Annotated in this window: 23 protein-coding genes; 1 reads left to right on the forward strand and 22 read right to left on the reverse strand. The window is 43.3% G+C overall.

Translation table 11 applies throughout. From position 1 onward, the window contains the following. Positions 1-47 precede the first annotated feature (47 nt). The 22 genes from ACTF5Q_RS01360 to ACTF5Q_RS01465 all read right to left on the reverse strand — a co-directional run bounded on the left by ACTF5Q_RS01360 (position 48) and on the right by ACTF5Q_RS01465 (position 22,274). Positions 48-1,973, reverse strand: a complete 1,926-nt coding sequence (locus ACTF5Q_RS01360) for a beta-galactosidase (protein ID WP_438952922.1) — start codon at positions 1,971-1,973, stop codon at positions 48-50. Beyond that, entirely contained in the window at positions 1,970-2,821 is an 852-nt protein-coding gene (locus ACTF5Q_RS01365; RefSeq protein ID WP_438952923.1) for an SMP-30/gluconolactonase/LRE family protein, read from the reverse strand. The genes ACTF5Q_RS01360 and ACTF5Q_RS01365 overlap by 4 nt, the downstream gene beginning before the upstream one ends. After that, complete coding sequence (locus tag ACTF5Q_RS01370; protein ID WP_438952924.1) at positions 2,808-3,422, reverse strand: 2-dehydro-3-deoxy-6-phosphogalactonate aldolase; 615 nt, start codon at positions 3,420-3,422, stop codon at positions 2,808-2,810. Before ACTF5Q_RS01370 ends, ACTF5Q_RS01365 begins: the two co-directional genes overlap by 14 nt. Next, positions 3,423-4,340 carry a 2-dehydro-3-deoxygalactonokinase gene (locus tag ACTF5Q_RS01375; protein ID WP_438952925.1) on the reverse strand — a complete coding sequence of 306 codons (918 nt, stop codon included), beginning with the start codon at positions 4,338-4,340 and terminating at the stop codon, positions 3,423-3,425. Continuing rightward, positions 4,337-5,101, reverse strand: a complete 765-nt coding sequence (locus tag ACTF5Q_RS01380; RefSeq protein WP_438952926.1) for an SDR family NAD(P)-dependent oxidoreductase — start codon at positions 5,099-5,101, stop codon at positions 4,337-4,339. The genes ACTF5Q_RS01375 and ACTF5Q_RS01380 overlap by 4 nt, the downstream gene beginning before the upstream one ends. 2 nt (positions 5,102-5,103) lie before the next feature. Beyond that, positions 5,104-6,813: an IlvD/Edd family dehydratase gene (locus tag ACTF5Q_RS01385; protein ID WP_438952927.1), complete on the reverse strand. Its 1,710-nt coding sequence runs from the start codon at positions 6,811-6,813 to the stop codon at positions 5,104-5,106. A gap of 54 nt (positions 6,814-6,867) precedes the next feature. Further along, the gene (locus tag ACTF5Q_RS01390) at positions 6,868-7,794 is read right to left on the reverse strand and encodes a DMT family transporter (RefSeq protein WP_438952928.1); all 927 of its coding nucleotides are present in this window, start codon (positions 7,792-7,794) and stop codon (positions 6,868-6,870) included. A gap of 67 nt (positions 7,795-7,861) precedes the next feature. Next, on the reverse strand, positions 7,862-8,248 hold the full coding sequence (locus ACTF5Q_RS01395; protein WP_438952929.1) for a hypothetical protein: 387 nt from the start codon (positions 8,246-8,248) through the stop codon (positions 7,862-7,864). Between the two features lie 207 nt (positions 8,249-8,455). Beyond that, on the reverse strand, positions 8,456-9,115 hold the full coding sequence (locus ACTF5Q_RS01400; RefSeq protein WP_438952930.1) for an MIP/aquaporin family protein: 660 nt from the start codon (positions 9,113-9,115) through the stop codon (positions 8,456-8,458). Positions 9,116-9,210: 95 nt separating this feature from the next. Continuing rightward, positions 9,211-11,154, reverse strand: a complete 1,944-nt coding sequence (gene dxs, locus ACTF5Q_RS01405; protein WP_438952931.1) for a 1-deoxy-D-xylulose-5-phosphate synthase — start codon at positions 11,152-11,154, stop codon at positions 9,211-9,213. 211 nt (positions 11,155-11,365) lie between these two features. Further along, positions 11,366-12,472 carry a photosynthetic reaction center cytochrome PufC gene (gene pufC / locus ACTF5Q_RS01410; protein WP_438952932.1) on the reverse strand — a complete coding sequence of 369 codons (1,107 nt, stop codon included), beginning with the start codon at positions 12,470-12,472 and terminating at the stop codon, positions 11,366-11,368. A 1-nt stretch (position 12,473) separates the two neighbouring features. Continuing rightward, positions 12,474-13,460 (reverse strand): photosynthetic reaction center subunit M, encoded by a 987-nt coding sequence (gene pufM / locus ACTF5Q_RS01415; RefSeq protein WP_438952933.1) that lies wholly within the window; start codon positions 13,458-13,460, stop codon positions 12,474-12,476. Between the two features lie 2 nt (positions 13,461-13,462). Beyond that, positions 13,463-14,302, reverse strand: a complete 840-nt coding sequence (pufL, locus tag ACTF5Q_RS01420) for a photosynthetic reaction center subunit L (protein WP_154033431.1) — start codon at positions 14,300-14,302, stop codon at positions 13,463-13,465. Between the two features lie 133 nt (positions 14,303-14,435). Beyond that, positions 14,436-14,600: a light-harvesting antenna LH1, alpha subunit gene (gene pufA / locus ACTF5Q_RS01425; protein ID WP_020044325.1), complete on the reverse strand. Its 165-nt coding sequence runs from the start codon at positions 14,598-14,600 to the stop codon at positions 14,436-14,438. A 13-nt stretch (positions 14,601-14,613) separates the two neighbouring features. Further along, positions 14,614-14,769, reverse strand: coding sequence for a light-harvesting antenna LH1, beta subunit (pufB, locus tag ACTF5Q_RS01430; RefSeq protein ID WP_029207953.1), 156 nt, complete (start codon positions 14,767-14,769; stop codon positions 14,614-14,616). 132 nt (positions 14,770-14,901) lie between these two features. Further along, positions 14,902-15,123: a cytochrome PufQ gene (pufQ, locus tag ACTF5Q_RS01435; protein ID WP_438952934.1), complete on the reverse strand. Its 222-nt coding sequence runs from the start codon at positions 15,121-15,123 to the stop codon at positions 14,902-14,904. 4 nt (positions 15,124-15,127) lie between these two features. Further along, positions 15,128-16,600 (reverse strand): chlorophyllide a reductase subunit Z, encoded by a 1,473-nt coding sequence (gene bchZ, locus ACTF5Q_RS01440; protein WP_438952935.1) that lies wholly within the window; start codon positions 16,598-16,600, stop codon positions 15,128-15,130. After that, positions 16,600-18,180, reverse strand: coding sequence for a chlorophyllide a reductase subunit Y (gene bchY, locus ACTF5Q_RS01445; protein ID WP_438952936.1), 1,581 nt, complete (start codon positions 18,178-18,180; stop codon positions 16,600-16,602). The genes bchZ and bchY overlap by 1 nt, the downstream gene beginning before the upstream one ends. A 1-nt stretch (position 18,181) precedes the next feature. After that, positions 18,182-19,195 (reverse strand): chlorophyllide a reductase iron protein subunit X, encoded by a 1,014-nt coding sequence (locus ACTF5Q_RS01450; RefSeq protein ID WP_438952937.1) that lies wholly within the window; start codon positions 19,193-19,195, stop codon positions 18,182-18,184. Beyond that, entirely contained in the window at positions 19,192-20,133 is a 942-nt protein-coding gene (gene bchC / locus ACTF5Q_RS01455; RefSeq protein ID WP_438952938.1) for a chlorophyll synthesis pathway protein BchC, read from the reverse strand. The genes ACTF5Q_RS01450 and bchC overlap by 4 nt, the downstream gene beginning before the upstream one ends. A gap of 100 nt (positions 20,134-20,233) precedes the next feature. Then, positions 20,234-21,343: a methyltransferase gene (locus ACTF5Q_RS01460; RefSeq protein WP_438952939.1), complete on the reverse strand. Its 1,110-nt coding sequence runs from the start codon at positions 21,341-21,343 to the stop codon at positions 20,234-20,236. Positions 21,344-21,347: 4 nt separating this feature from the next. Then, on the reverse strand, positions 21,348-22,274 hold the full coding sequence (locus ACTF5Q_RS01465; RefSeq protein WP_438952940.1) for a polyprenyl synthetase family protein: 927 nt from the start codon (positions 22,272-22,274) through the stop codon (positions 21,348-21,350). Between the two features lie 28 nt (positions 22,275-22,302). Between ACTF5Q_RS01465 and crtD the strand changes: the two genes are divergently transcribed. Further along, entirely contained in the window at positions 22,303-23,862 is a 1,560-nt protein-coding gene (gene crtD, locus ACTF5Q_RS01470) for a 1-hydroxycarotenoid 3,4-desaturase CrtD (protein WP_438952941.1), read from the forward strand. Positions 23,863-23,876 lie beyond the last annotated feature (14 nt).

Raw genomic sequence — 23,876 nt, forward strand, 5'->3', positions numbered from 1 at the left:
ATAACAAGTGAAAAAATGGTTTTATATCAAATTTCCCTGAAGACACATTAAACACGAGACAAGCGAATTATATCTGCAGGTTTCATTTCTCCAATTTTGGTTTGTACAACTTTATTATTGTAATTGAACCAAAACTCTTCGTTTTCGGTAGACCTTCTTCGTATACCATCTGGCATTAGAAGAAAATCAAGCTTAATCTCCTTGAATAATTTTTGATAAAATGCAGTTAACCCCTCTTGGTCAATCATCGAAGCCAAGTAAATGATTCCGGACTCCTCTTTAGTTGCAATTACTTGACCATTTTTCAACTTCAAATATGGACTAGCATTATTATCAAGTTTAATAGTCTCAATATACCGACCTGCTCTACCTACAGGATCAATCTCCAGAGAAACATTTGATGGCAGAGTTTCTACTCTTAAAATTCGAGATTTTACAAGATTGATTTGGGGAGGTAGATTTTTTGGTATTTGCATATTTCCAACTCGGGCACCGGTTCGAGGGCCGAAAACAAGCGTTGCCATAGCTTTGGAGATACGTGAGATTAAATCACTGGAAATGTGAATAGCCCCCACTACTGATATCAACTTATATCCAGAAAAATCTTTGGTATTTTTATGTACAAAATCAACATTTAAGCCTAAGCGCCGAAAGGTCCTATAGTGATCCATAATTAGTTGAAAGTAATTAAGACCTTCCCCCATAGGCTGCACATTCCATGCAGCATCAGCATCATAATCAAAATAAATAGCCACCTCAGACAATCCATTAGAAATTTGTGGAGACGCGTCCAACTCTGCTTTTACTTGCCTGGCCTCAAAATAACCAGGTGCGGGAGCACTGTCTGGCTGTAACAGCCCTGAATGCATCTGCTCCTGAGCAAAAGGAACTTGACGCCATCGAAAATATGAAACGGTCTCAGCTCCATGAGCAAAGGCCTCCCATGTCCAAAGTCTGACCATTCCAGGCAAAGGTTCTGGGTTATACGGCGCCCAATTAACAGGACCAGGCTGTTGCTCCATGACCCACCACCGACCGCCACACACTGCTCTGTACAAATCGTGATGAAATGCCTGAAAATCAGGGTCACCCTGACGAAGAAAATTATTTTTTTCGGTTTCAGTTGCTCCAGCTCTATCAAGCAAAAACCCGAGTGGATAGCTATCCCAACTTGCTATATCTAGATCCTCGCCAACGTCAAAGTGATCAAAATCGGTAATACGGCCCATGAAATTATGGATAATTGGGGCCGATGAATATTCTCTTATAATTTGGGTTTGAATTCTATTGAAAGTAGTTACTTGTGAACTTGTAAATCTACGAAAAGCCAATGCATGGGCTGGGTTTGGTTCAGTAACAGTCAAATTTGGCAACGGTATCTCATCATACCCTTGGTACTCCATTGACCAGAAGACATTACCCCACTCCTCGTTCAATTTATTAACATCGTTGCCATAAATCTTTGCCAGCCAATTCTGAAAGGATTTTAATGCAGAAGATGAATATGAAATGGTCGTATCATGACATCCGTATTCGTTGTCAGTTTGCCACGCTTGAATATACGGATTAGACCCGTAACGTTCTGCTAAGTTCCTTACAATTTCAGAACACTGGTTTCTGTAACCTTCGTGCGAGAAACAGTAGTGTCTTCGCGACCCAAATCCCCTGGGTCGCCCGTCCGCGTCTAATGCTAACATATCTGGGTACTTTTTTATAACCCAGGTAGGTGGCGTAGCAGTTGGAGTTCCTAAAATTATGGACAAACCCGCTTGACCCAGTGTCTCTATTGCACGATCAAGCCATTCGAAGGAGAACTCATTTTCTTTGGGTTCTAATCTTGACCAAGAAAATTCACCAATACGAACCCACTTTAATCCTAAATTAATCATCTGCTCAGCATCAGTTTGCCATAAGTCTTCTGGCCAATGCTCTGGATAATAGCAGGTGCCTAACTCGCGATTATTAGGTTTCATAGCTTTACCTGGTGTTCTTCTTGTCCGACAAAATCAACTTCAATTAAAAAAGTTTTTCCATCATTTGGGCTAGCATTTTCTAAATCTACAAAAGCTGATGTAGCAAATAAAGTACTCATATTTTTACCTCCCATAGCGGGACAGCTAATCTGCTTTGCGTCGAACTTGAGTTCACTTACAAAGCGGCCGTTTCTATCATATTGAGCAACCCTTGAAGCGCCCCACTGGGCGGACCAAAGATTGCCAGAGCGATCAATAATAGCACCGTCTGGATTTAAATTGTCTTCTCTAAGGTCGATAAAAACTTCGGGATCCGAACTAGGCCAGCCACTTTGGTCTAATGGAACTCGCATGATTTGCCTTTCTGGCGTATCACAAAAATATCCAAATTTTCTATCTGGCGAAAAGCAAATCGAATTAGATATTGTTATGTTTGGAAACAATTTGACTATTTCCCCCTCAAAGAGTCGATAAATTGAGCCAGCTTCGGGTTCAGCGGCGATTCCCATTGTACCAATCCAAAAGCCACCAAAGGGATCTGCACGCCCATCATTAGATCTTGTAGACAAATTATTACTTTCAAGCTGACAGATTTGCTCACTCGAACCTGTTAAAATATTAAACAACCTTAAATCAGTAGCCGATGCTACAAGTAGCTTTTCATTGGATACCCACCCGGCTGCTGAAACAAAGCATTCAAATGTCCAAGACTTATGATTTGAGCCATCGGACATGTGCATTGTTCTATTAAGTATATCAAACCAGAATAGAGTTCGAAGTTTGGGGTGCCATAAGGGTCCCTCTCCCAGCATATTAATAGTATGATCGAATACTTTAGGTAATTTCATTGGAGGCATCGTCGTATGCTGACACAATTTTTTTTGCTTTTTTCCCAACAGAAGAGACGGTGTCACCTACTTTGTAAAGATAGTTTCCAATACCAAAGCCAGTTACACCGCAAGCCAGCCAATCAGCAAAATTGCTAGGTTCGACACCTCCAACAGCATAAGTTGATAGACTTGGTGGCAGAACTGCTCGAAGGGCTTTAAAACCATCAACCCCCATAAGAAAAGCTGGAAACAATTTTATCCCATCAGATCCGCTGTCGATAGCACCAAAACATTCTGTAGCAGTGAAGCCACCAGGATAAGATCTCATTTTTAGCTTTTTTGTTTCTCTAATAACATCTACGTTAACATTAGGTGAAACAATCATCTTACCACCTGCGTTACAAACACTAGCCACTTCATTTTTTCTAAGTACGGTACCAGCTCCAATTATAGCTTCGTCAGAAAAGCGATTTGCTAGGTTCTCTATACTTTCATATGCCTTTGGCGAGTTAAGAGGGACCTCAATTTTGGTAATTCCCGATAAAATTAATTCTTCAGCGATAGCCACCGCCTCGTGCGGTGCAACGCCCCTAAGAATTGCAATCAGTTCCCTTACCATTCAATGTCTCCCGCTAATTAAAGAAAAAGCCTGCGCCAACCCATTTAATGTACATTCCGTAGCATCTACCTGTTGTGCGAAAATTCCTTGACCCTCTAGAGCTGTTTTATAAATTTTTGATAAATTATTGTTACCCAAGATAACAACATTTTGCCCCAGCCAGTATGGTTTTGCGCCCGCCAATTCCGCACCTATTATATAACCAGATAATTTTGATCTAAGTTCTGATTGTTCCACCTGTTTTAAAAGATGATCAGCCCGCAGTTTAAAAAAGTCTGAAAAAATTTTTTGAGGGTTTGAGATACTTTCAGAAACTGCGCTTTTAAACTCTTTGTCATTCCAGTCATCGGATTTAACAGAATGCTTTAATACTGAGTATCTGGACACCAAATCAAATAGTTCGCCGGACATAAAAGTACGGAAACTTATCACTTCACCAGCACTAACATGGACCCACTTAGTATGAGTACCCGGTAAGCAGATTATACCATCAAAATTTGAAAAAATTGACAAAAAACCCCTTATCTGGGTCTCTTCTCCTCTCATGACATCTGCGGGATTATCCTGCCTTAAACCACCTAGAATTCGAACATTAAGCCTATCATCACTGCAACGAACTTTTACATTATCAGCTTCTTGCATAAGATTGTAAGGAATGGACGCGTATGGAGCCTCCACCCAACCCTGTTTCGCACCTACCATTCCACAACATAAAATTGGAATGTTGGCATCTCCAACACCCCATTTTGATATTTTTTCAAGAAGCAACGGCTCGAATTCATTACTCGCAAGACCCAGCATACCATCATTCGATAAAATACTATCAAGGATCGCGTTGTTATTGTTCAAAGCCCATACTCTTAAATTGCTCGAACCCCAATCAATTGCTATCCAGTATAATTCCTTTAAAATTGTCATCCAGTCATAACGACACCACCGTCAATAGCGATAAGCTGGCCAGTAATCATACTGCTAGATGAAGATGCAAGGAATAAGGTTCCACCTGCTATGTCATTTTCTTTAAGATGACTTTTTATACATTGACGATCTAAATGTGCTTTCAATCCATCTGGCGTAGCCCACTTATCTATCTGTTTTTTTGTTAAAACCCAGCCTGGAGCAATAGCATTTACCCTAATATTATCGCGACCGAATTCCCTTGCTAATGATCGTGTCATGCCCATTATGCCTGCGTTTGCAGTTGTATATGTTGGGTACCCTGAATTTCCCATCATGTAACTTATCGATGAAAAATTTATGATCGATCCCTGACCTTTAGCCCGCATTCCTGTTAACACGAATTGGCAAGTGAAAAAATACGACTTGAGGTTAATGGCTTGTGAATTATCCCAATATTCTTCTGTAACTTTAAGGGTCTCATGTCGATCATCGTTCGCGGCGTTATTGACCAAAACCTCTACATCACCATGAACACTAGAAGCGGACTCAACGGCCCCTTTTAAGGCTTTTAAATCAGTTATATCACATTTAATAAAGTATGGTCGCGAATTGAACTCCGCTTCAATTTCATCACAAAACTGTCTAGCATCTGACCTTTGAACAAAAGTTACTTTTGCTCCCTGCTGGATAAAAGCCTTTGTTATTTCTGCGCCAATACCTGAGCCTCCACCGGTAACGAAGACACTTTTATTTTCTAGGTCCGAATAGTTAGCAGTCATAATTAGTGGCTCTCCCGCTGTGGCACGCGCGTATCATTACCAACTAAGAAGTCCAGATCAGCTCCTTTATCAGCACCCAATACATGATCAATATACAACTTAATATACCCTCGCTCATAGTCGGGAAGTGGTGTTGACATGTAAGCGCTCCTTGCAAGTAGCTCGTCTTCATCAACTAACAGGTCAAGTCTACCTTCTTTTGCAGATAAAACGATCTCATCTCCTGTCTTTACTAAAGCCAACACACCACCAGCCGCCGCCTCAGGCGCAACGTGCAGAACCACAGTACCATAGGCAGTGCCCGACATTCTCGCATCAGATATTCTTACCATGTCACGAAGACCCTCTTTTACCAGCTTCGCAGGAATTGGCATATTGCCCACTTCTGCCATTCCCGGATACCCTTTCGGGCCACAGCCTTTTAGAACCAAAATAGTATCTTTGGTTACTGGCAAATCCTCATTGTTGATATTGGCTTTCATATCCTCAACATTTTCAAATACATACGCCGGCCCACGATGCTCAAGCAGTTCCGGTGTTGCAGCAGAGGGCTTTATAACTGCGCCCTCTGGAGCTAACGTACCCCTCAAAACTGTCAAACCTGCATCCCTTTTAATCGGATTTTTAAAAGAAAAAATTACATCTCTATTCCAACATTTGGCATCCCTATAATAATCCTCAAGATCAGACCCAAGAACGGTTTTCACTGGTTTAAGAAGATGAGAAATTTCCGCTAAGACAGCAGGAATCCCTCCCGCATAACAAAAATCTTCCATCAAGTATGAGCCTGACGGCATACAATTCACCAACAACGGCACATGTTTGCCTAAATCAATATCATCTAAGCTCAGCTCTACTCCAACGCGACCAGCTATTGCCAATAAATGAACTACTGCATTTGATGATCCCCCTACTGCTGCATTAGTAATTATCGCGTTAATAAAGGCATCTCTGGTCAGAATTTCTGAGGGCTTTAAATCCTCATCAACCATTTCTACGATACGCTTTCCGGTTAGGTGGGCTAATGCCATGCGGCGAGCATCGACGGCTGGAAGCGCACCGTTAGCGGGAAGACTAAGCCCCATAGCCTCCACCAAGCTAGACATTGTAGAAGCGGTACCCATCGTCATACAAACCCCCTTAGATCTGCTCATACCACTTTCTGCGGCCATAAACTCAGATAGTGACATGTCTCCAGCACGTACGGCTTCGGAAAATTTCCATACATCAGTACCAGAACCTATATCTTTTCCTTGCCATTTGCCATTAAGCATCGGGCCAGAACTGACAACAATCGTTGGAAGATCGACGGAGGCAGCGCCCATTAGTTGACCCGGAGTTGTCTTATCACATCCGCCCAAAAGAACGACACCATCAATACCATAAGCTCTTATACTCTCCTCTACATCCATAGCTAAAAGATTACGAAATAGCATAGCCGTCGGCTTCATTTGTGTCTCACCCAAAGACATAACCGGAAACTCGACTGGGAAACCTCCAGCTTCCCAGACACCCCGTTTCACTCCTTCGGCAAGATCTCTTAAACTCGAGTTGCATGGCGTCAATTCAGACCAAGTATTACAAATACCAATTATTGGCCTGCCATCAAAAGCATGGTCTGGAAAACCTTGGTTTTTCATCCAAGACCGATGGATGAAACCATCGCGATCTTTATTTCCATACCATAAGCTGCTTCTGCGTTTCTTTGTCATTTCTTACCTCAATAACTTACTCAGTATGTGGATTTATAGTTTGGAATTATACACCTATTTTCTTAATGATGTCGAACCCGAACGTAGGGCAATCATGACACCAGCGAAAGTAATACAAAGTATACCCAGTACTTGTAATGTGGCTATTGGTTGATCCATTAACAGCCAAGCGAACGAGGGACCAAAAATAAATACAGAATATTCATAAATGGATACGTATGAAGCATCACCTATCTGATAAGCCCTAAATATTAACCCAACACCAACGGTTGCCCCTACTGCTTGTAAAACTACCCACCAAATAAAAGGGGACATTTCCCAAACCCATGTTCTTAGGATAAAACCATCAGCACCCAGAGGAGCATCAAATCCAAATGTTGACAAACAAAAGATTGCTACGAAACCTATAAATGCTTGAATAACTAAGAGAGCAGCAAGCATGGATAGTGTCGTCTCCCCCATGCATAGCTGCCTTGTGGCGATTGATCCACAGGCATAAAAAAACCCCCCAATAGCAGGTAATAAGCTAATATAGTTAAACTCCTCAGCAGTATTACCCAACACTAGTAAAATCCCCAAAAAGCCAATAAAAACTGCAATTACTCTTGTCGGCCCAATCGCCTGTCTTAAAAAAAATGCACTAATCAAAAGTACAAAAATCGGAGCTGTGAATAAACCTACCAAAGCGTCAGAAAATGGAACAAATGCAAGGCTTCCAAAGTAAAAAAGCATGGACAATGCTGTTAAAAAACTGCGAAAATATACTGCCCACCATCTTACTGGCCTCAGCCTACCCATCCCAAAGGCAGAAATAATTATCAGTATGGGAAGAGCCAGCCCTGCTCTTATTATTTGAAACTGCCATAAACTTGCGGTTTCAGCGATAACTACAATATAATTATCTATGAAGCCAACAATCAACATCGCAAAAACCATAATTAGCCCGGCTTTACGATTATTTACTGGTATAAAATCACCCATCAAGCGACGGTATAACTAATGTTAGCTAAAGCCAACTTATAAAATTAATATTGGAAATTCCAAAAAATTATGTCTGTTGCATTTTATGATTTATAATGATCTCGATGACAAATGGGTCAATATTCATAAAATCTGCTATATCCCCAACTCGATCCGGATAGTTTTCTTCAGTATATTCATCGTAATAGGTATTATTTTCATCAATGCCAGTTGTAAAGTACATCCATATTTGATCGTCTCTAATATCGTACCCAATTCCGCCGTTTGGCCAGCGGCTATCTTGATTATGGTTTTTTAGAAAAAATAAAATCTCTACAACAAGCCAATTTGCGTGTGAGGGCCAAGTCTCTAGGTGTCTCAAAAGTAAAGAGCGCTCTCCATTTCCATAAAAATAGGCCTGATAAAATTCAACACCGGCGTCAAGTTCCGCTTTATCTAATATTTCATACTTCATCAGTTAAACTCAAAATTACGCAAGATTTTAGGAAACATATATCACAAACTTCAATATTTGACCCATAAAAATAAAGCACAGTTTTTTAAACTATCCAAACAATGATCGTTAAGTTTGTGAAAATTGATATACAAGTTGGCTAGTTACCAGATCCTCTTTCTATTAGGGAATAAAGGCATTTAATTTGATTCTAGTAATTTTTGCCACTTACATGTCACGGGAAAGCCATTGAACAACAATATATCCCAAAATTGCTCCAAGTATCTGAGCCAACACAAACAAAGGAATACCGGAGGGAGAAATTCCTGTAAAAGTATCAGAGAACTGTCTGGCGATGGTTACTGCTGGATTTGCAAAACTGGTTGAAGAGCTAAACCAGTAAGCAGAAGCTATATATGAACCAACAAGAACGGGAATATTTAGCTTTGCAACTTCACGCGCAAGAAAAATAACTAAAACTAAACCGAAAGTTGCCAATATTTCAGACAAAAATTGAGAAAGATCATGCCTTACATGCGTAGAAATCGTAACAACAGGCAGTCCAAAAATAATATTTGCAGCGAGACATCCAAAAATTGCACCAATTATTTGGAATAAAACATATGCTACCAAGTCCGATAACGAAATTATTTTCTTAAACCAAAATATAAGGGAAACTACAGGGTTAAAGTGAGCACCCGAAATCGGTCCAAAAATTGAAATTATAACTACCAACGTAAGGCCAGTGGGTATTGCATTGCCTAGTAATGTAATTCCATCATCCTGGGACAATCTATCGGCCATAATTCCAGAACCGACAACCGTTAATACAAGAAAAAATGATCCTATGAATTCAGAAACATATTTTTGGTTTTTTGAAAATTCCATATATTAGGTCCAAAGGGTTAAACCATTGATCTAACTATGCATATAAAAATACTTTGCAAATAATTTCAATTAACAGATTAAAAATTCAACGGGCTTTAAGAGCTTTGAATATTTACAGTATCTGTATGATTTTCCGGTATACTTAAGCCTTTATGCAATAACTTTGTGCAACGATCGATCACATGCCCTTCACTCATGCCCGCATCACTGTACATTTCAGCCGGGCTAGCTTGATCAATGAAACGATCTGGTAGGACCATGCTGTCTATATTGATTCCATGATGTAACTGGCCTGACTGCATCAAATAATGAAGTACCAAACTACTAAAGCCACCCACAGATCCCTGTTCAACTGTCAAAATAGCAGAATGATTATTTACCAGCTCATCAATTAAAGCTGTATCAAGTGGTTTTGCAAAACGGGCGTCAGCAATCGTGACTGAAATTCCTTTGTTCTTTAAAGCGACAGCTGCCTCTTGAACAACAGATAGATGTGCTCCAAATGAGAGAATAGCAATATCTGAACCATCTTGGATAATTCTACCTTTTCCTATTTCAAGGACTTCCCCTCGCTTAGGTAATTCAACGCCCAAACCATTTCCTCTCGGATATCGAAAGGAAATTGGCCCCGTATCATAGTCGGCAGCTGTTCGCACCATGTGCATTAATTCAGCTTCATCTGCGGCAGCCATGACAACAAAGTTTGGCAAGTTTGAAAGGTAAGCAACATCGAATGCGCCCGCATGTGTTGCTCCATCTGCACCCACTAACCCTGCTCGATCAATTGCAAAGCGTACAGGTAAATTTTGCAGCGCTACATCATGTACTATCTGATCGTAACCTCTTTGAAGGAATGTAGAGTAAATAGCACAAAATGGCTTAAGTCCACTTGCAGCCATACCGGCAGCGAACGTTACACCATGTTGCTCAGCGATCCCAACATCAAAAACACGCTTAGGAAAAACCTTGGCCATAGCATTCACACCTGTACCAGATGGCATTGCCGCAGTAACGGCGACAACCCTGGGGTCTGCCTCTGCCTCTATGGTAAGCGCTTGCCCAAATATGCTTGTGTAACTCGGCGCATTAGCAGGTGTCTTTGATTGAAGCCCTGTCGCTATGTCAAATTTTGATACTCCATGATATTTGTCGCTAGAGTTTTCAGCTGGTGCATATCCGCAGCCCTTCTTTGTGCAAACATGAATAAGAACTGGTCCGGTGGCTCGTGCTTTTGCGGCTCGAAGAACGGATAATAATTGAGGCATATTATGGCCGTCAATTGGCCCTAAATAATCAAACCCTAGCTCCTCAAACAAAGTCGCCTGCCCATGCATTCCAGTTACAATTTGCCTCGCTCTGCGAGCTCCATCGCGCATTGCCCATGGCAAATGAACTTCAACTTCTTCTGCAAGCGTTTTCAATTTGTGAAAGGCAGAGTTTCCATATAAGCCTGACAGATAACTAGACATCGCGCCAACTGGTGGAGCAATCGACATTTCATTATCATTTAAAATTACAAATAATCTTTTATTTTCTGCACCTGCGTTATTCATCGCCTCATAGGCCATACCGGCAGAAATTGATCCGTCACCTATTACCGCTATGCAGTCACCGACTGTCTGGCCAAGTTCTCGGCCCATGGTAAAGCCCAACGCAGCTGAAATAGAGGTTGAACTATGTGCGGCTCCAAAAGGATCATATTCGCTTTCACTCCTTTTGGTAAAACCACTGACGCCGTCCTTCTGTCTCAAACCCATCATTCGCTTCCTGCGTCCGGTAATGATTTTATGGGGGTAACACTGATGACCAACATCCCATATTAACTTATCTAGTGGGGTTTTAAATATAGCGTGCAAGGCAACCGTTAATTCTACAACGCCAAGCGAGGAACCCAAATGCCCACCCGTTTGAGAAACAACTTCAATGACTTCGTTACGGAGTTCTTTGGCAACTTGATCTAAATCAGCATCACTCAGCTTTCTCAGATCTTCCGGACCAGAAACTTTGTCCAAAATTGGCAGTTCAAACGGAAAAGACATTTCTGTATCCTTTTATTAAGTTAAAAGGCGCCGCACCTGTATTGGGCAAGTGCGACGCCAGTTTCCTGTAGCCAACAGGAAGGGAACCGGGGTGTGGAAACCCCGAATTTGGCCTATGGGACAATAGGCCAAATCTGGCATCTGAGATTGGCGCCCTTGAAAAAAGTCAAAACACGGTTTCGACAATTACCAATTATTTGCGCCAATCCCATCATTCGTACACCGGAGCTCCAGTTGTAGCCAATTCAGGCCAGTACTGTATCACATTTGAACCTTGTAATGGCTGCTGATACCCCTTGTGACATGTTTTACATGCCGCTTTAGGTGCATCACCATGCACAGGCCCAAGCCGGTTTTCCGGATAAACATCAGCCAATGGAACAAGATAATCATTATTCATTTCTTGGACCATGGAAATTCCCAATGAAGCGGTGCCCCACTGTGGAGTTACCTGCTCAGGATCGTAAAATGCGCGGCTGTTGTGACACAAGACGCAATTTTTCCCAAGCGAATTGGAGAAATAATTCATTAGAGAGTATGTACGCTCCGTTTGCTGAATTAAAGGATCTCCTGGCTGATTTTCTACTCTAGACTCTAAGTCATGAACATTTATTTGCTCATAATTTAGAAGGTATGCCTCCAAAGCATCCGACGGAAGAGATGTGAATTGGCTCAAAGAAGTGGCTCTATTCTGTACCGAAGGCCATCCAGCTGTGGCCTCATTAACAGGAGTAATCTTAAACCAAATTTCACTCGGAACATTCTGACCTCTGTGACAGGTCATGCATGTGACGCCTACTTGTTTGTTGGCATTTACATGTCCATCCCAATTCTCATTGATGTTTTGGGTCATTTGGATCATTCGACGTGAGACAACTTTCGTATAGAGTGCATCCTCACCGTAAGTTTCCAAATCACCTTCACCATGGCAATAAGCACAGCCCTGATCTGGGGCTACCCAATTAGTCATGGCAGCCATCAAGCGATTGAAATTATCTTCCGTTAGATCTCCAAGCACCTGAACATTCTGATAGATATCTTTTGCCAATGGCTCAGATCCATCAGGTATGTAAGGTTCATCTTCCATCAAACTGGCAATATCTGGATCAGGTGTGGCTAGATCACTACTGAATTCAGTAACAGACATTCCTGTTCCACGAGGTCCAGTTTGAAGGCTGTCAGTAGCATAAGGTTGACCCCAAGTAATAATTAGAATTCCGAGGAATACAGCTCCACCCACAGCTCCGACTAACATACCAGGGCCAAAGACATTTGTAGGGTTTTCTTGATTCCATACATTAAACCATTTTGGTAACATCTTAATTCTCCTGACCTATAAAGGCCTCATACGACCCGTAACTTTCGTAACCGTATGAACCATCATACATTGGAGCAAAGTAATGCTCTTGAGCCCATATGAACCAGTTATCAACAACAGTTCCTGTTAGAAGAATGCCAATGCCTCCGGTTATCGGAGTCAAAACGGCAAACCACCAAGCCCATCGATGGATACCTTCCATTGTTGCATTGAAACCCATTGTCCAGCGCCAGAATAATGCAGCTCGTTCAGAAGCCGTTCCTCTGTCGTAAATTTGCTCCAGTTCACGATCACCACCAAATCGCGTTGTTGCTAAAATCGTAGCACCATGCATCGCGAAAAGAAGAACAGATCCATATAGGAATACGATTGATAGACAATGGAATGGGTTATAATACAAGTTGCCATATCTTATGGAAAATGCAGTTGTCCAATCCAAGTGTGGGAAAATGCCATATGGAACGGCCTCAGACCAACTACCCATAAGCACCGGTCTAAATAAGCCTAAAACTAAAAACAACCATATTGCAGACAAGAAAGCCCATGCTACATGTTTCCCCATTTTGTGTTGCTGAGCCAAAAGATAGCTTCTTAGCCACCATGACATTACAGAAACTAATAGGAAAAATGAGCTTATTATATACCAGCCACCTTCATTAAGCGGCGGCATACGAAGTCCCCATTCTGGACCTGGAGGATCCAGCGCTAGCCAAAACCCTTGACGAAGAAATTCTGGGATAGACCAACCAACTTGGGCTAACATGTTAAGCCCGACAATTACAAACCATAGCAGACCTGTGGAAAGAGCAACAACACCTGTCCAACCAAGAAAAACTGGTCCTATCTGTGCATTCCCAATCCATCCAGCTAAACGTGAAAACCAAGGTGTACCGCCTCTCTCAGCAGCCATATTGTTTTCGTTATCGACACCCATTTCCACAGGGCCGCGCACCTGAACTTGGGTAAAAATATTTTGATACTCAATCATTTTCACATCCCCATCTGACTAGGCCAAATTGGTAATTCTAACCACCAATTCCACCATTCTGGCCAACCTTTAGTCCAAACAGGTCCAGAAATTATTATGCAAACTGCGGACCAAAAAACCGCATTTATTGCAAGCAAGAAACCTAATCTGTGAATACCTAGAGTACCAATCGAATATCCTATGAAGTCACGGAAGAATGTGTCCTCATTATCCGGACCCATTGCTTCTTCTCCTTTTTCAGGATTCGCCGCACTTAAAACTAGTGCTCCATGTAAAGCTAGTGCCAAGGTTGTTGTGAAAAATAAGGTAACTGCGAGCATGTGTGCGGGGTTATAATGGAAATGCAGATACGCGTATCCAGTATTACTTACCCAGTCTAAATGACTGAAAATCCCATATGGAAACCCGTGACCCCATGCACCCATCAACAACGGTCGGAATATAACCAATGTCACATAGGCTAAAATCGCAAAAGCAAAGGCGAAAGGAACATGATATCCAATACCTAGCTTTCGACAAATTTCCACTTCTCGTAGAGCCCAACTAATGAAAGCTGCGGTTGCACAAATAGTTATTATTTGCCACAGCCCACCTTCCAATAGAGGTGCCATACCTAATCCATAACTTAAATCTGGGGGCGCTATATTGATTAACCAGGGATTAAACGTGCCTTGTTGGCTCGCACCCCAAAATATCAAAACAGTACCCAAAAGGGCGAAAAATGCTGTCGAAACTCCAAAGAAGCCCACATAAAAAGGCCCCACCCAAAAGTCGAACAGATTACCGCCTATCAACGTCCCTCCACGGACGCGATACTTCCTTTCGAAGCTGAGCAATGCCATCTCTTCTCTCCGCTTTCTTCGGTCCGTTTACTAGAAACGAAAGCCGATCGTTATAATTTAGTCGCTACGGCCAAATGGATATACCATCTGCCCGTAGCATTATTTTTTAGTTCACCTATTGCAAACCAATTGCTTAACCACCAGCAGCTGCTGCAGCTGCTGACTCAAACCAATTGAAATGCTCTGTGCTTAGCAAAACAAGATGTATCATTGCTGCTAGCAAGAATAGGAAAACACCTTGTGCTACGAACACTCGGCGTGGATCGAAAACGAGCCAGATTTTATAGAATTTAGCCATAAATCAATCCTCCCTAGAATGCGAACCAAGGGCGGTAGATGTAAGTTGCTATATGAGCAATAATGCATGCAGTTACGAATAACCACATCCCGCTCAAATAAACAGAATGCAACTCCTGCGCCTGTTCGTCGGTTAGACCTGTAAATGACAAGTCGTTTTTATCAGCCATGACATTTCCTCCGGAAATAATTTGCTGACGCCACAGCACCCCTGCGGCCGGGTCCCTCTAGAGGCTGATGCCTCCTTCGGGGTCCTGTTCCACCGATACGGCAGAGCAGATATTGATCCTCAACCTCAAACATTAGGCCGAGAAAATTACTGGTGTGATCCGATCAGCCTCAGCTCTTGACCGAGCTAGTGGGCCATCTACAAATATAGATTTTTTTCGGAACACCTCTGCAATCCAACTTGCTGTAGCAAATGGGATTGCGAGCATAAAAATTATACTAAAATAAATCGTAAACTCGACAGAGCGGCGTGGCTTCGCTCTAAACTTTCGAGTGGATGAAGAAACATCTGTCAATGTTCTAAGCTCCTTTCTTTTGCTTAGCACTTGATCCATCAAGAGCTATTACTGTTTCTACAGTCACATGGTCGTGACCAGCATTGAGGGTCGCTATTTCGACTGCATCTCGCAGTCTTTTCGCTGCCGAAATTCTTGTTAAAATCGGATGTGTTGACACTATACGGTCTAATTCTGCCTGAGCCTGAGCATCCCAAGGCAAATCTCGTTTCAGATTTGTCGGAGTAGCTTCAGCCGCGTCCATATCACTGGCAAGGGGTAAAATGTGGAATAATGCATCAAATAAACCATTACATAGCTCTTGAAGTACATAGGTTGCACCAGCATATCCCATCATCGGCGTGCCAGTAGACCGTCTAATTGCAGCACCGGGAAAAGAGGCAGGTATGAAGGCAGGTTGGGGTCCATGCCCATTTTTTAACTCTGCCAAATACATTTTTTCATTAATTGAGCCAAAAACAATCAATGGTCTTTTTTGTTCAATTAATGACCTAACCTCTTGATTGTTTGTCTTTTTACCAGCAACCCTAGCAACTGAAAATACACAAGGAAATCCAAGGTCATTTTCCAAGTAGTTCCTGAGGCCTCGGGCGTACGTTTCATTTGCCACAATTCCAAATTCGGCTGTACCAAAAAAATCCTGTGTTACAGAACGCCATAGGTCCCATACGGGCTTTATGGTAGAGTGCTTCTCTTTTTCAATGAACGGTTCAGGATCTAATTCCAGAAGCCCCCCTAAGGATCTAAGGAATTTCGTAGTGCTATCAACTCCAATTGGCGCCTGTAAATATGGCTTACCAAGCACTTCACTTAAGCCTCGTCCGAATTCGCGGTACATACAGATATTAACATCAGCGTTTACAAGATTTCGCATTTCAGCCAGATGGGCTCCTAAGGGCATAACCATATTCACTTCAGCGCCTATTCCTTCCACCAGACGCCGAATTTCTTGCAAGTCACTTGGCATGTTGAACGTGCCGTACATTGGCCCCAAAATATTTACCCGCGGTTTAGAGTTTTCTTCACGCTTCTTTTCCGGTGGCATTCTGCCTTTAGTCATACCGAACTCAGTAAAAATCCAAGTCATTGCACGGTCAGCTGACTCCCATTGATCTTCATCAATAGTTCGCGGTAGGAACCTCTGTATCGAAGTTCCTTGCGGGGTAACACCTCCACCAATCATTTCAGCTATTGAACCGGTGACCACAACGGCGGGCAACGCAGGATCTAAAGCACCCCAAGCCCTTTTCATGGCCCCCTCTGTACCGTCCCTTCCCAATTCTTCCTCACCGAGGCCAGTTACGACAATAGGCAGCTCATGAGGTGGCAACCCGTCAGTGTAATGAAGTACAGATGTTACTGGCAGATTTTCACAACCAACCGGACCATCAATTACTACCTGAAGACCCTTTACAGCGCAAAAGGCATATACAGCCCCCCAATATCCACCGGCACGATCATGATCCTGGATTAACATCAGATCATCTCCTGCGCTTTGGCAGCACGAGCAGCCTTATCTAATTTTTTCTGATGCTGTGCTCGAAAGTCTGGGCGAAGATTTGGACTACCTTCCCAAACACCCGCGGTATCGTCAGAGCCAACACCTTCAAAAAAGCCTTTTAAATCGGCCATTCTTTCACGATTTGATATTGCAGCGTTGATAACTTGTGCCAAGCTTCCCGCACCGGCCGCACCCATTAAAGGTCGCGCGGATACTAAGTTTGTGAAATACAAACCAGGCCGACCTTGCTCTTTAGCATGTTGAACGACTGGAGTAGTACCTATAGCTAGATCAGGATCAAACGCATCAATTGCCGCCAGATCATCCTCCAATGAAGCCCGGAACTTAACTACTGTTCCTTTTTCATTAAGCCACGCAGCGTCAGATGCCGACATTTCTGTTTTGGGACAAGCTGTTCCAACATATGGAACCTCTGCTCCACTATCAATAAGCAATCTAGCAACTAAAAGCTCACTTCCCTCGTACCCAGAGAGCGTGATTTTTCCGTTTATTGGATTATTTTTTAGTGCTTCTCTTATTGATGGAAGAAACATGTTTTGCGCTTTAGCCACTTGCTTAGAGGGCACTCCAAATGCTTCTCCTATGCTAGAAAGCCAATTCGCAGTTCCATCATACCCTACTGGAGCACTTCCAACCGCTTGACGACCAGCAGCATCAAATTCTCTCAGCGTTGCTGTATAAAATGGATGGATTGCCGCAACAACTTGACAATCCAGAGCTGCATACAACTCACGCCACTCTCTAGCAGGCAAAACAGGACCTGTCGCCAAACCTAGCGGCTCAATCATTGCTCCCAAAACCATTGGGTCTGCCGGAAACATTTCCCCCAATATAGCAATACTGGGCCTATCATTTTTACCCCCGACAGGAGCTTGAACTGGCCCAGCCTCTACTTCTTGTCGAGCAAAATTTAACATGGCGCCCGCAAGTATATCTTTAGCTTCGGCATGAGTGGGAACCCCAAAGCCCGGAACATCAATACCTATAATTCGGACACCATTTATTTCATTTGGAAGTAGTCTGAGAGGGACGCCACTAGCAGTAGGAACACACAGGTTTGTTACAACAACTGCATCGTAATGATCTGGGTCTGCAAGTTCATGAACTGCGTCACGTATATCTTCAAAAAGTTTACCTGTTACCAATGTCTCAGAGTTAAATGGAACGTAACCTACTGACCGTCTAGCACCGTAGAAGTGGCTAACAAAGCTTAACCCGTAAACGCAGCAAGCAGAGCCCGATAGAACAGTAGCGACACGACGCATTCGCAAGCCAACCCTTAATGAACCAAATGCAGGACACATCGATTGCGGCTTATCGTGCGGACCTAAAGGGTAGTCTTCCGCATATTTCTCTAAAATTTCACTATTCTGATTGTTAGCAGCGGCTTCAGCCATAGTGTTTCCAGAGTGGCAACCCAGGGATTGATCAGCTGTAAAATCGGATTGAGGCAACCCTTCTCCGGCATTCTCTGCAGGATGCCCTTTTATCACTTCAGCATCAGCAGCGGTGTCGTATGTTACTTCTTTGCTCACTTCATGCCTCGTCGTACATAACCTCTAGAGACTTTTTCGGTTTGGCATTTTTGCCCCGCATATCCACATCAGTCGCTGGCACCAAGACAAAATCACCACCAGTATCTTTGCTATCAAAAAGATTAAGCAAACCGTCCTGATCTAGCGGTTTTGGCCTAACTGGCGGTGCACCTGCGACAGCTTCTGCAAGCTGCGTAAATAAATCTCCCCACTGCCCACTGGCGGTTCCAACAATTTGGTAATTTGCAGATTTTTTTCTCAGATCATCATCTTGAGGTATCGAAGCTAATACTGGTATGTCTGCAGCTTTAGCAAATGCAGCAGCCTCTCCAGTCCCATCATCTTTGTTAATAACAAGACCGGCGACACCAACATTACCCCCAAGCTTACGGAAATACTCAACGGCGGAGCATACATTATTTGCAACATAAAGAGACTGTAAGTCATTGGAACCGACAAGAATTACTTTCTGAGCCATATCTCGGGCAATAGGAAGTCCAAAACCTCCACAAACTACATCGCCCAAAAAGTCTAGGAGAACATAGTCAAAATCCCAATCATGAAAACCTAACTTCTCAAGTAGTTCAAAACCATGAATTATGCCTCTTCCACCGCAACCTCTTCCAACTTCAGGACCACCAAGCTCCATGGCAAACACACCACCACGCTTGAAGCATACATCACCAATTTTTACTTCTTCACCGGCCAGCTTCTTCTTGGTGGAAGTCTCAATAATTGTAGGACAAGCTTTACCACCAAACAACAAACTTGTTGTGTCAGATTTGGGGTCACATCCTATGAGAAGTACTCTCTTCCCCATTTCCGCCATCATGTGAGAAAGATTTGCTAGTGTGAAAGACTTTCCAATACCACCCTTGCCATAAATTGCTATGATCTGGGTATGCTTTGTGGGCTCGTTAGCCTCACCGTCAGATTGTATATCCGCAAGATCCATACTCGCCTCATCTCTGAGCCTTTGAGAATAGTCCTTCAAGTTTGGGACATCATCTTTCATTTTATATTGCTCCAATCTAGCATCATTTTGCTGCAATCAGCTGTTTCGAATGCCGTTCTGTAGGCCAAATCGGCCTCTTCAGCTGACGACCTGTGGGTAATCAATCCGTCTAAAGAAAGCGCCCCGCTCTCTACCAAGGCACGAACTGCAATAAGATCTGATTGAGACCATTCAGCCGCTATTCTTATTTTGATTTCCTTCATAAAAGCTGGAGGAAAAGCAAAATTGATTCTTTCGCTATAGAATCCCGCGAGCACTATTTCCGCACCTTTTTGACCTCTCTGGATCCATTGATCTAAAAGATCAGAACGCCCCGACGCGTCAAAAATAGCGCGATAATTATTTCGATTGTCTGTATCCGGATGCACAACCTCGTAACCAACAGCACCATCTCTGCGAGCTGCGTCTATCTCCCAAACTGTGGGAGGCTCGCCACCTGCAGCAAGCGTAAGCCGTGCCAACATCCGTCCGAGGACTCCATGGCCTATAATAAGATCTGGTAACCTAACTTCCATTCCAGCAATCGCGTGGCGTGCCGTTGCTGCCAACGCAAAGAGAGCGCCCTGCTCACCCAAATTTTGGTCAATTTTAATTGTTCTATCACAAGGAGTTACCAAAAGTCTTGCTGACCCACCAAAAAGTCCCAATGCGTCCGTAAATCCATTAGAGCCAGGCACAAATACATAATCACCAGGTGAAAGCGCTGCCCCTTTTTCGGCATGAATAACCTCACCCACGGCTTCATAACCAGGCACTAAAGGATAGCCCATACCCGGAAATGGCGGCATGGTACCAGACCATAACAAACTTTCAGTACCGGTTGAAATTCCAGAATGACTTACTTGAACAACAACATCGCCGTCAGCCGGCTCCTTCAAGCCAACCGACTGGATTGAAAGTTGCTTAGCACCCTCCAACAGAACTGCCGATGTCTCCATCCTTTAATCCTTAACATTGAGCTGCGTTAAAGAGTCGCAACCTAGTGTCACTTTAACCTGACAATTTCAAGTGTCAATTTGTTTTGACATTTTTTATAATTTAAGTTTTCCGAGCCTCTATTACGGTTGTAATGAAGGGCCGTGCAGATTTGTGAATCTTGACATCAGAAAAGCCGGCATCCTTTATAAACCGATACACTTGGTCGGGCGATCGAGTTTTGCCTGTGCTCATCGCGAGTGTATACATCGCGAAATATACATCGCCCCACAACGTTGGCCGGTCAGCGCCAAGCATTGGCTCCGAAACTATTAAACGGCCGCCATTACCGAGCGCACTGTAGGCTTTACCCAGTAAATCCTTAATTGTTTCATCACGATGATCATACAGTATACGAACGAGTGAAATTATATCGTATCCGGCTGGCAGCTCATCTTCCTTGAAAGATCCAATGATACAGCGATGCCCTGAGGTCTCCTTATGAGAGCCAGGCAAATCAAAAACAGCAGCATCCACCTTAGGATAGATTTTTTTTAACTCGCTGACAAAGGTGCCCTTTCCACCACCAACGTCCAAAAAGCGGCACACCGACGGTATATTTACTGCTGCCAAAGTATCAGCGGCAACCAAATGCTGAGATTCACTCATTAAATCACTATACTTCTCCACCTCAGAGGACTTAAGGTCCATTCCACCACCAAACACATAAGGCCAAAATTTTGAAAGCTGTGTTTCCTCACCCCCTTTGAAGAAATCCACTGGATTAAGCAAATCTCGGTAAAGAATTTTGTGATGTTCTATCAGCGAGGTAACTCCTGGCAGGCCTATAAGTACCGCCCCCTTTCGCGTTAAGCGATAGGAACCCTTCCTCTCGATTACCAGCCCAATAGCCTCGCCGGCGCGGCATAAAATTTCTGAACGCTCTAAGTCAAAGCCCCAAACTGAAGATAACATCGCAGCAGAATATGGTTTGCTCGCTAATTTTTGCAGCGCTCCTGTTTGAACCCACACATAAAGGATTTGTGTCGCAACAAAGCCGGCCATAAGCTTAAAGATATCTTCACCTTCACGCTTTGCTATGCCCGAAAGAATTGGTAACTTAGCAATAATTTTATGAAATTTCCGACTTTGGAATAAGTTATTTTTAGCCCGCATCCAAAAATAGGACTTTGGATGCTTAACGAAACCACTTTCTGGACTATCCACTACCATAAACTCACGCCACTGGCTTCATATGTTCCTTGGGCAAGAGGCGGTTCGATTGTAACTTTACTATCTCTGCAAGCCTTGCCTCACCGGGGCAGGAAGGAATAGACGCAATTGCCCCGCCGAGTATATCTCTTAGTTTCTGCTTAGCACCATTAATACCATATTCGCTGACAGCATTAGGCCGTTGGTTCGTTACATCTTGGCCAGATGGCTTGCCAGTTTCGTCTTCAGAGCAAAGAACATCCAATAAATCATCAGCAACCTGAAATGCCTCCCCTATGCGAGCTCCTAACTCGAACCAAGGCTCAGGATCATGGCCAGCACTTGCCGCCCCCATCTGGGTCGCCGCTATAAATAATGCACCTGTTTTTGTCTGATGATACGCCGACAAGTCTACACTCTTTTCAGCCTCCCATGCCTGACCAGCGCAAATACCTTTTGGAAATCCAGTGTACTTTGATAGCAATTCTATCAGTTTTGCTGCCCTTATAGCGTCGCTATTTGACGCTTTTGCTATTACGCCGAACGCATTAGCAATCAAACTATCACCCACCAGCACAGCAGTAGACTCGCCGTATTTATTATGAACAGAGGGCTTCCCACGCCTAGTTTCCGCGTTGTCAAAGCAAGGCAAATCATCATGAACTAAACTTGCGCAATGTATCATTTCTAAAGCTGCTGCAGACGCATCAGCTAAGCTGGGATTGTCATCACCACAGGCTACTGCTACGGAAAGCAATATCGTCGGCCGTATTCTGGCCCCACCAGGAAACACCGAGTATTGAATTGCACCATCAAGTTTCTGCGGTATAGAAAGTTTTTCATCAAAAACCCCAACACCGCGCCTGACGGCGGCCTCAATTCTCTTATCCAGCACAGCAATCCTCCAGTAGTGACAATTATTATTTACATATGTGTAAATTATACTGGACATATTATTTATTCGAGTCAACAATTCAATTATGACCCTCCATCAGTTACCCATAGCTAATAAAGAAAGAGTTATTATTGTAGGAGCTGGTATTGGTGGCCTTGCAGCATCGCTGCGCCTGTCTCATATGGGCTATAATGTAAAGGTTTTTGAAACAGCAGAAACCGGAGGCGGCAAGCTCAGAACAATAACAGGGCAAACTGGAGAGATTGATATAGGGCCTACAGTTCTTACACTTTTGCCAGTTTTTCAAAACCTTTTTAGGTCAGTTGGCGAAGATATTTTTGACCATATTGAGCTGGTAAGACAAAAAATTATAGCCCGACACTGGTGGCCAGACGGGGAAACTTTAGACCTCTATGACGACTTTGAATCATCACGAGATGCAATACTCAATTTCAGTGGATCCGATTCCGCAAAAGAATTTGAGAAGTACTTTTACGATACGAGAGATTTATTTTCATGTTTTGACATCCCAGTGATGCAGAATCCAAACCCATCAATGTTAGACATGAATCGTGCCGTTCTAAATAACCCAAAAATTCTCTTTAAAATGCATCCACTGAGGACGCTAAGTAGCTTACTTAATTATAAATTTCGAGATACTCGACTGCAGCAACTATTTGGTCGATACGCTACTTATGTTGGAGGCTCACCGTTAGAGTCCCCAGCTCTTCTATCATTAATCTGGCAAGCTGAAGCACGTGGGGTTTGGTCTGTTAAAGGCGGAATGAAAAAACTTGCACGAGTGCTCGAGAGGCTGGCCGCAGATCGTGGCGCGTCGTTTCATTACAACACCGAGGTAAAAAATTTAAATATTAAGCACGACAGAATAGTTTCCGTCACAGACAACTTAAATATAAGCCATGAGGCTGACAAGTTTATCTTTAATGGGGACCCAAGAGCATTAGCATTAGGAAGACTTGGCCAAAAAGTGAAAAAAGCTGCTTCCAAGGAAGCTGATTGCGAAAGAAGCTTATCAGCATACGTTTGGGGCTTTGATGCAAAGGTTTCTGGCCCAGATCTAGTCCATCACAACGTCTTTTTTTCTGATGTAACAAATTCAGAGTTTTACGACATAAAAAAGGGCAAAATGCCGGTTGATCCATCCATTTATATTTGTGCTCAGGATCGTGGTAAAAATGCACCATACCCCACTACAGAGCGCTTTGAGATAATTTTAAACGCTCCACCAGTCTCAAAGAGAAAGTCTACTCCAGAGGATTATGAAAAATGCAAAGAAATAACATTCAAGCGGCTGGAAATGTTTGGCCTGAACTTTCAATCAAAACTGAAAAGAGAGAACCTAACAACACCTCAGGACTTCGAGAGACTTTTTCCAGCATCGGACGGGTCACTCTACGGTCGGAGCCCTCACAGCCTGCTGGCAACTTTGAAGCGCCCGAAATGCGCGACGTCTCTTCAAAACCTATTTCTGGTGGGAGGGGGAGTACACCCCGGGGCAGGAGTTCCAATGGCAACACTTTGCGCCCAGCTGGCAGTCGAGGAGATGACAAAGGACCAAACTTCAATATCGACGTTCCCTCCAATGGCTACGCATGGTGGTACATTGACGGAATCGACCCATTAAGTGGAAAAGCTATT

This window comes from Candidatus Salinivivens marinus (assembly GCF_965655845.1).
GTDB lineage: Bacteria > Pseudomonadota > Alphaproteobacteria > Rhodobacterales > Rhodobacteraceae > Salinivivens > Salinivivens marinus.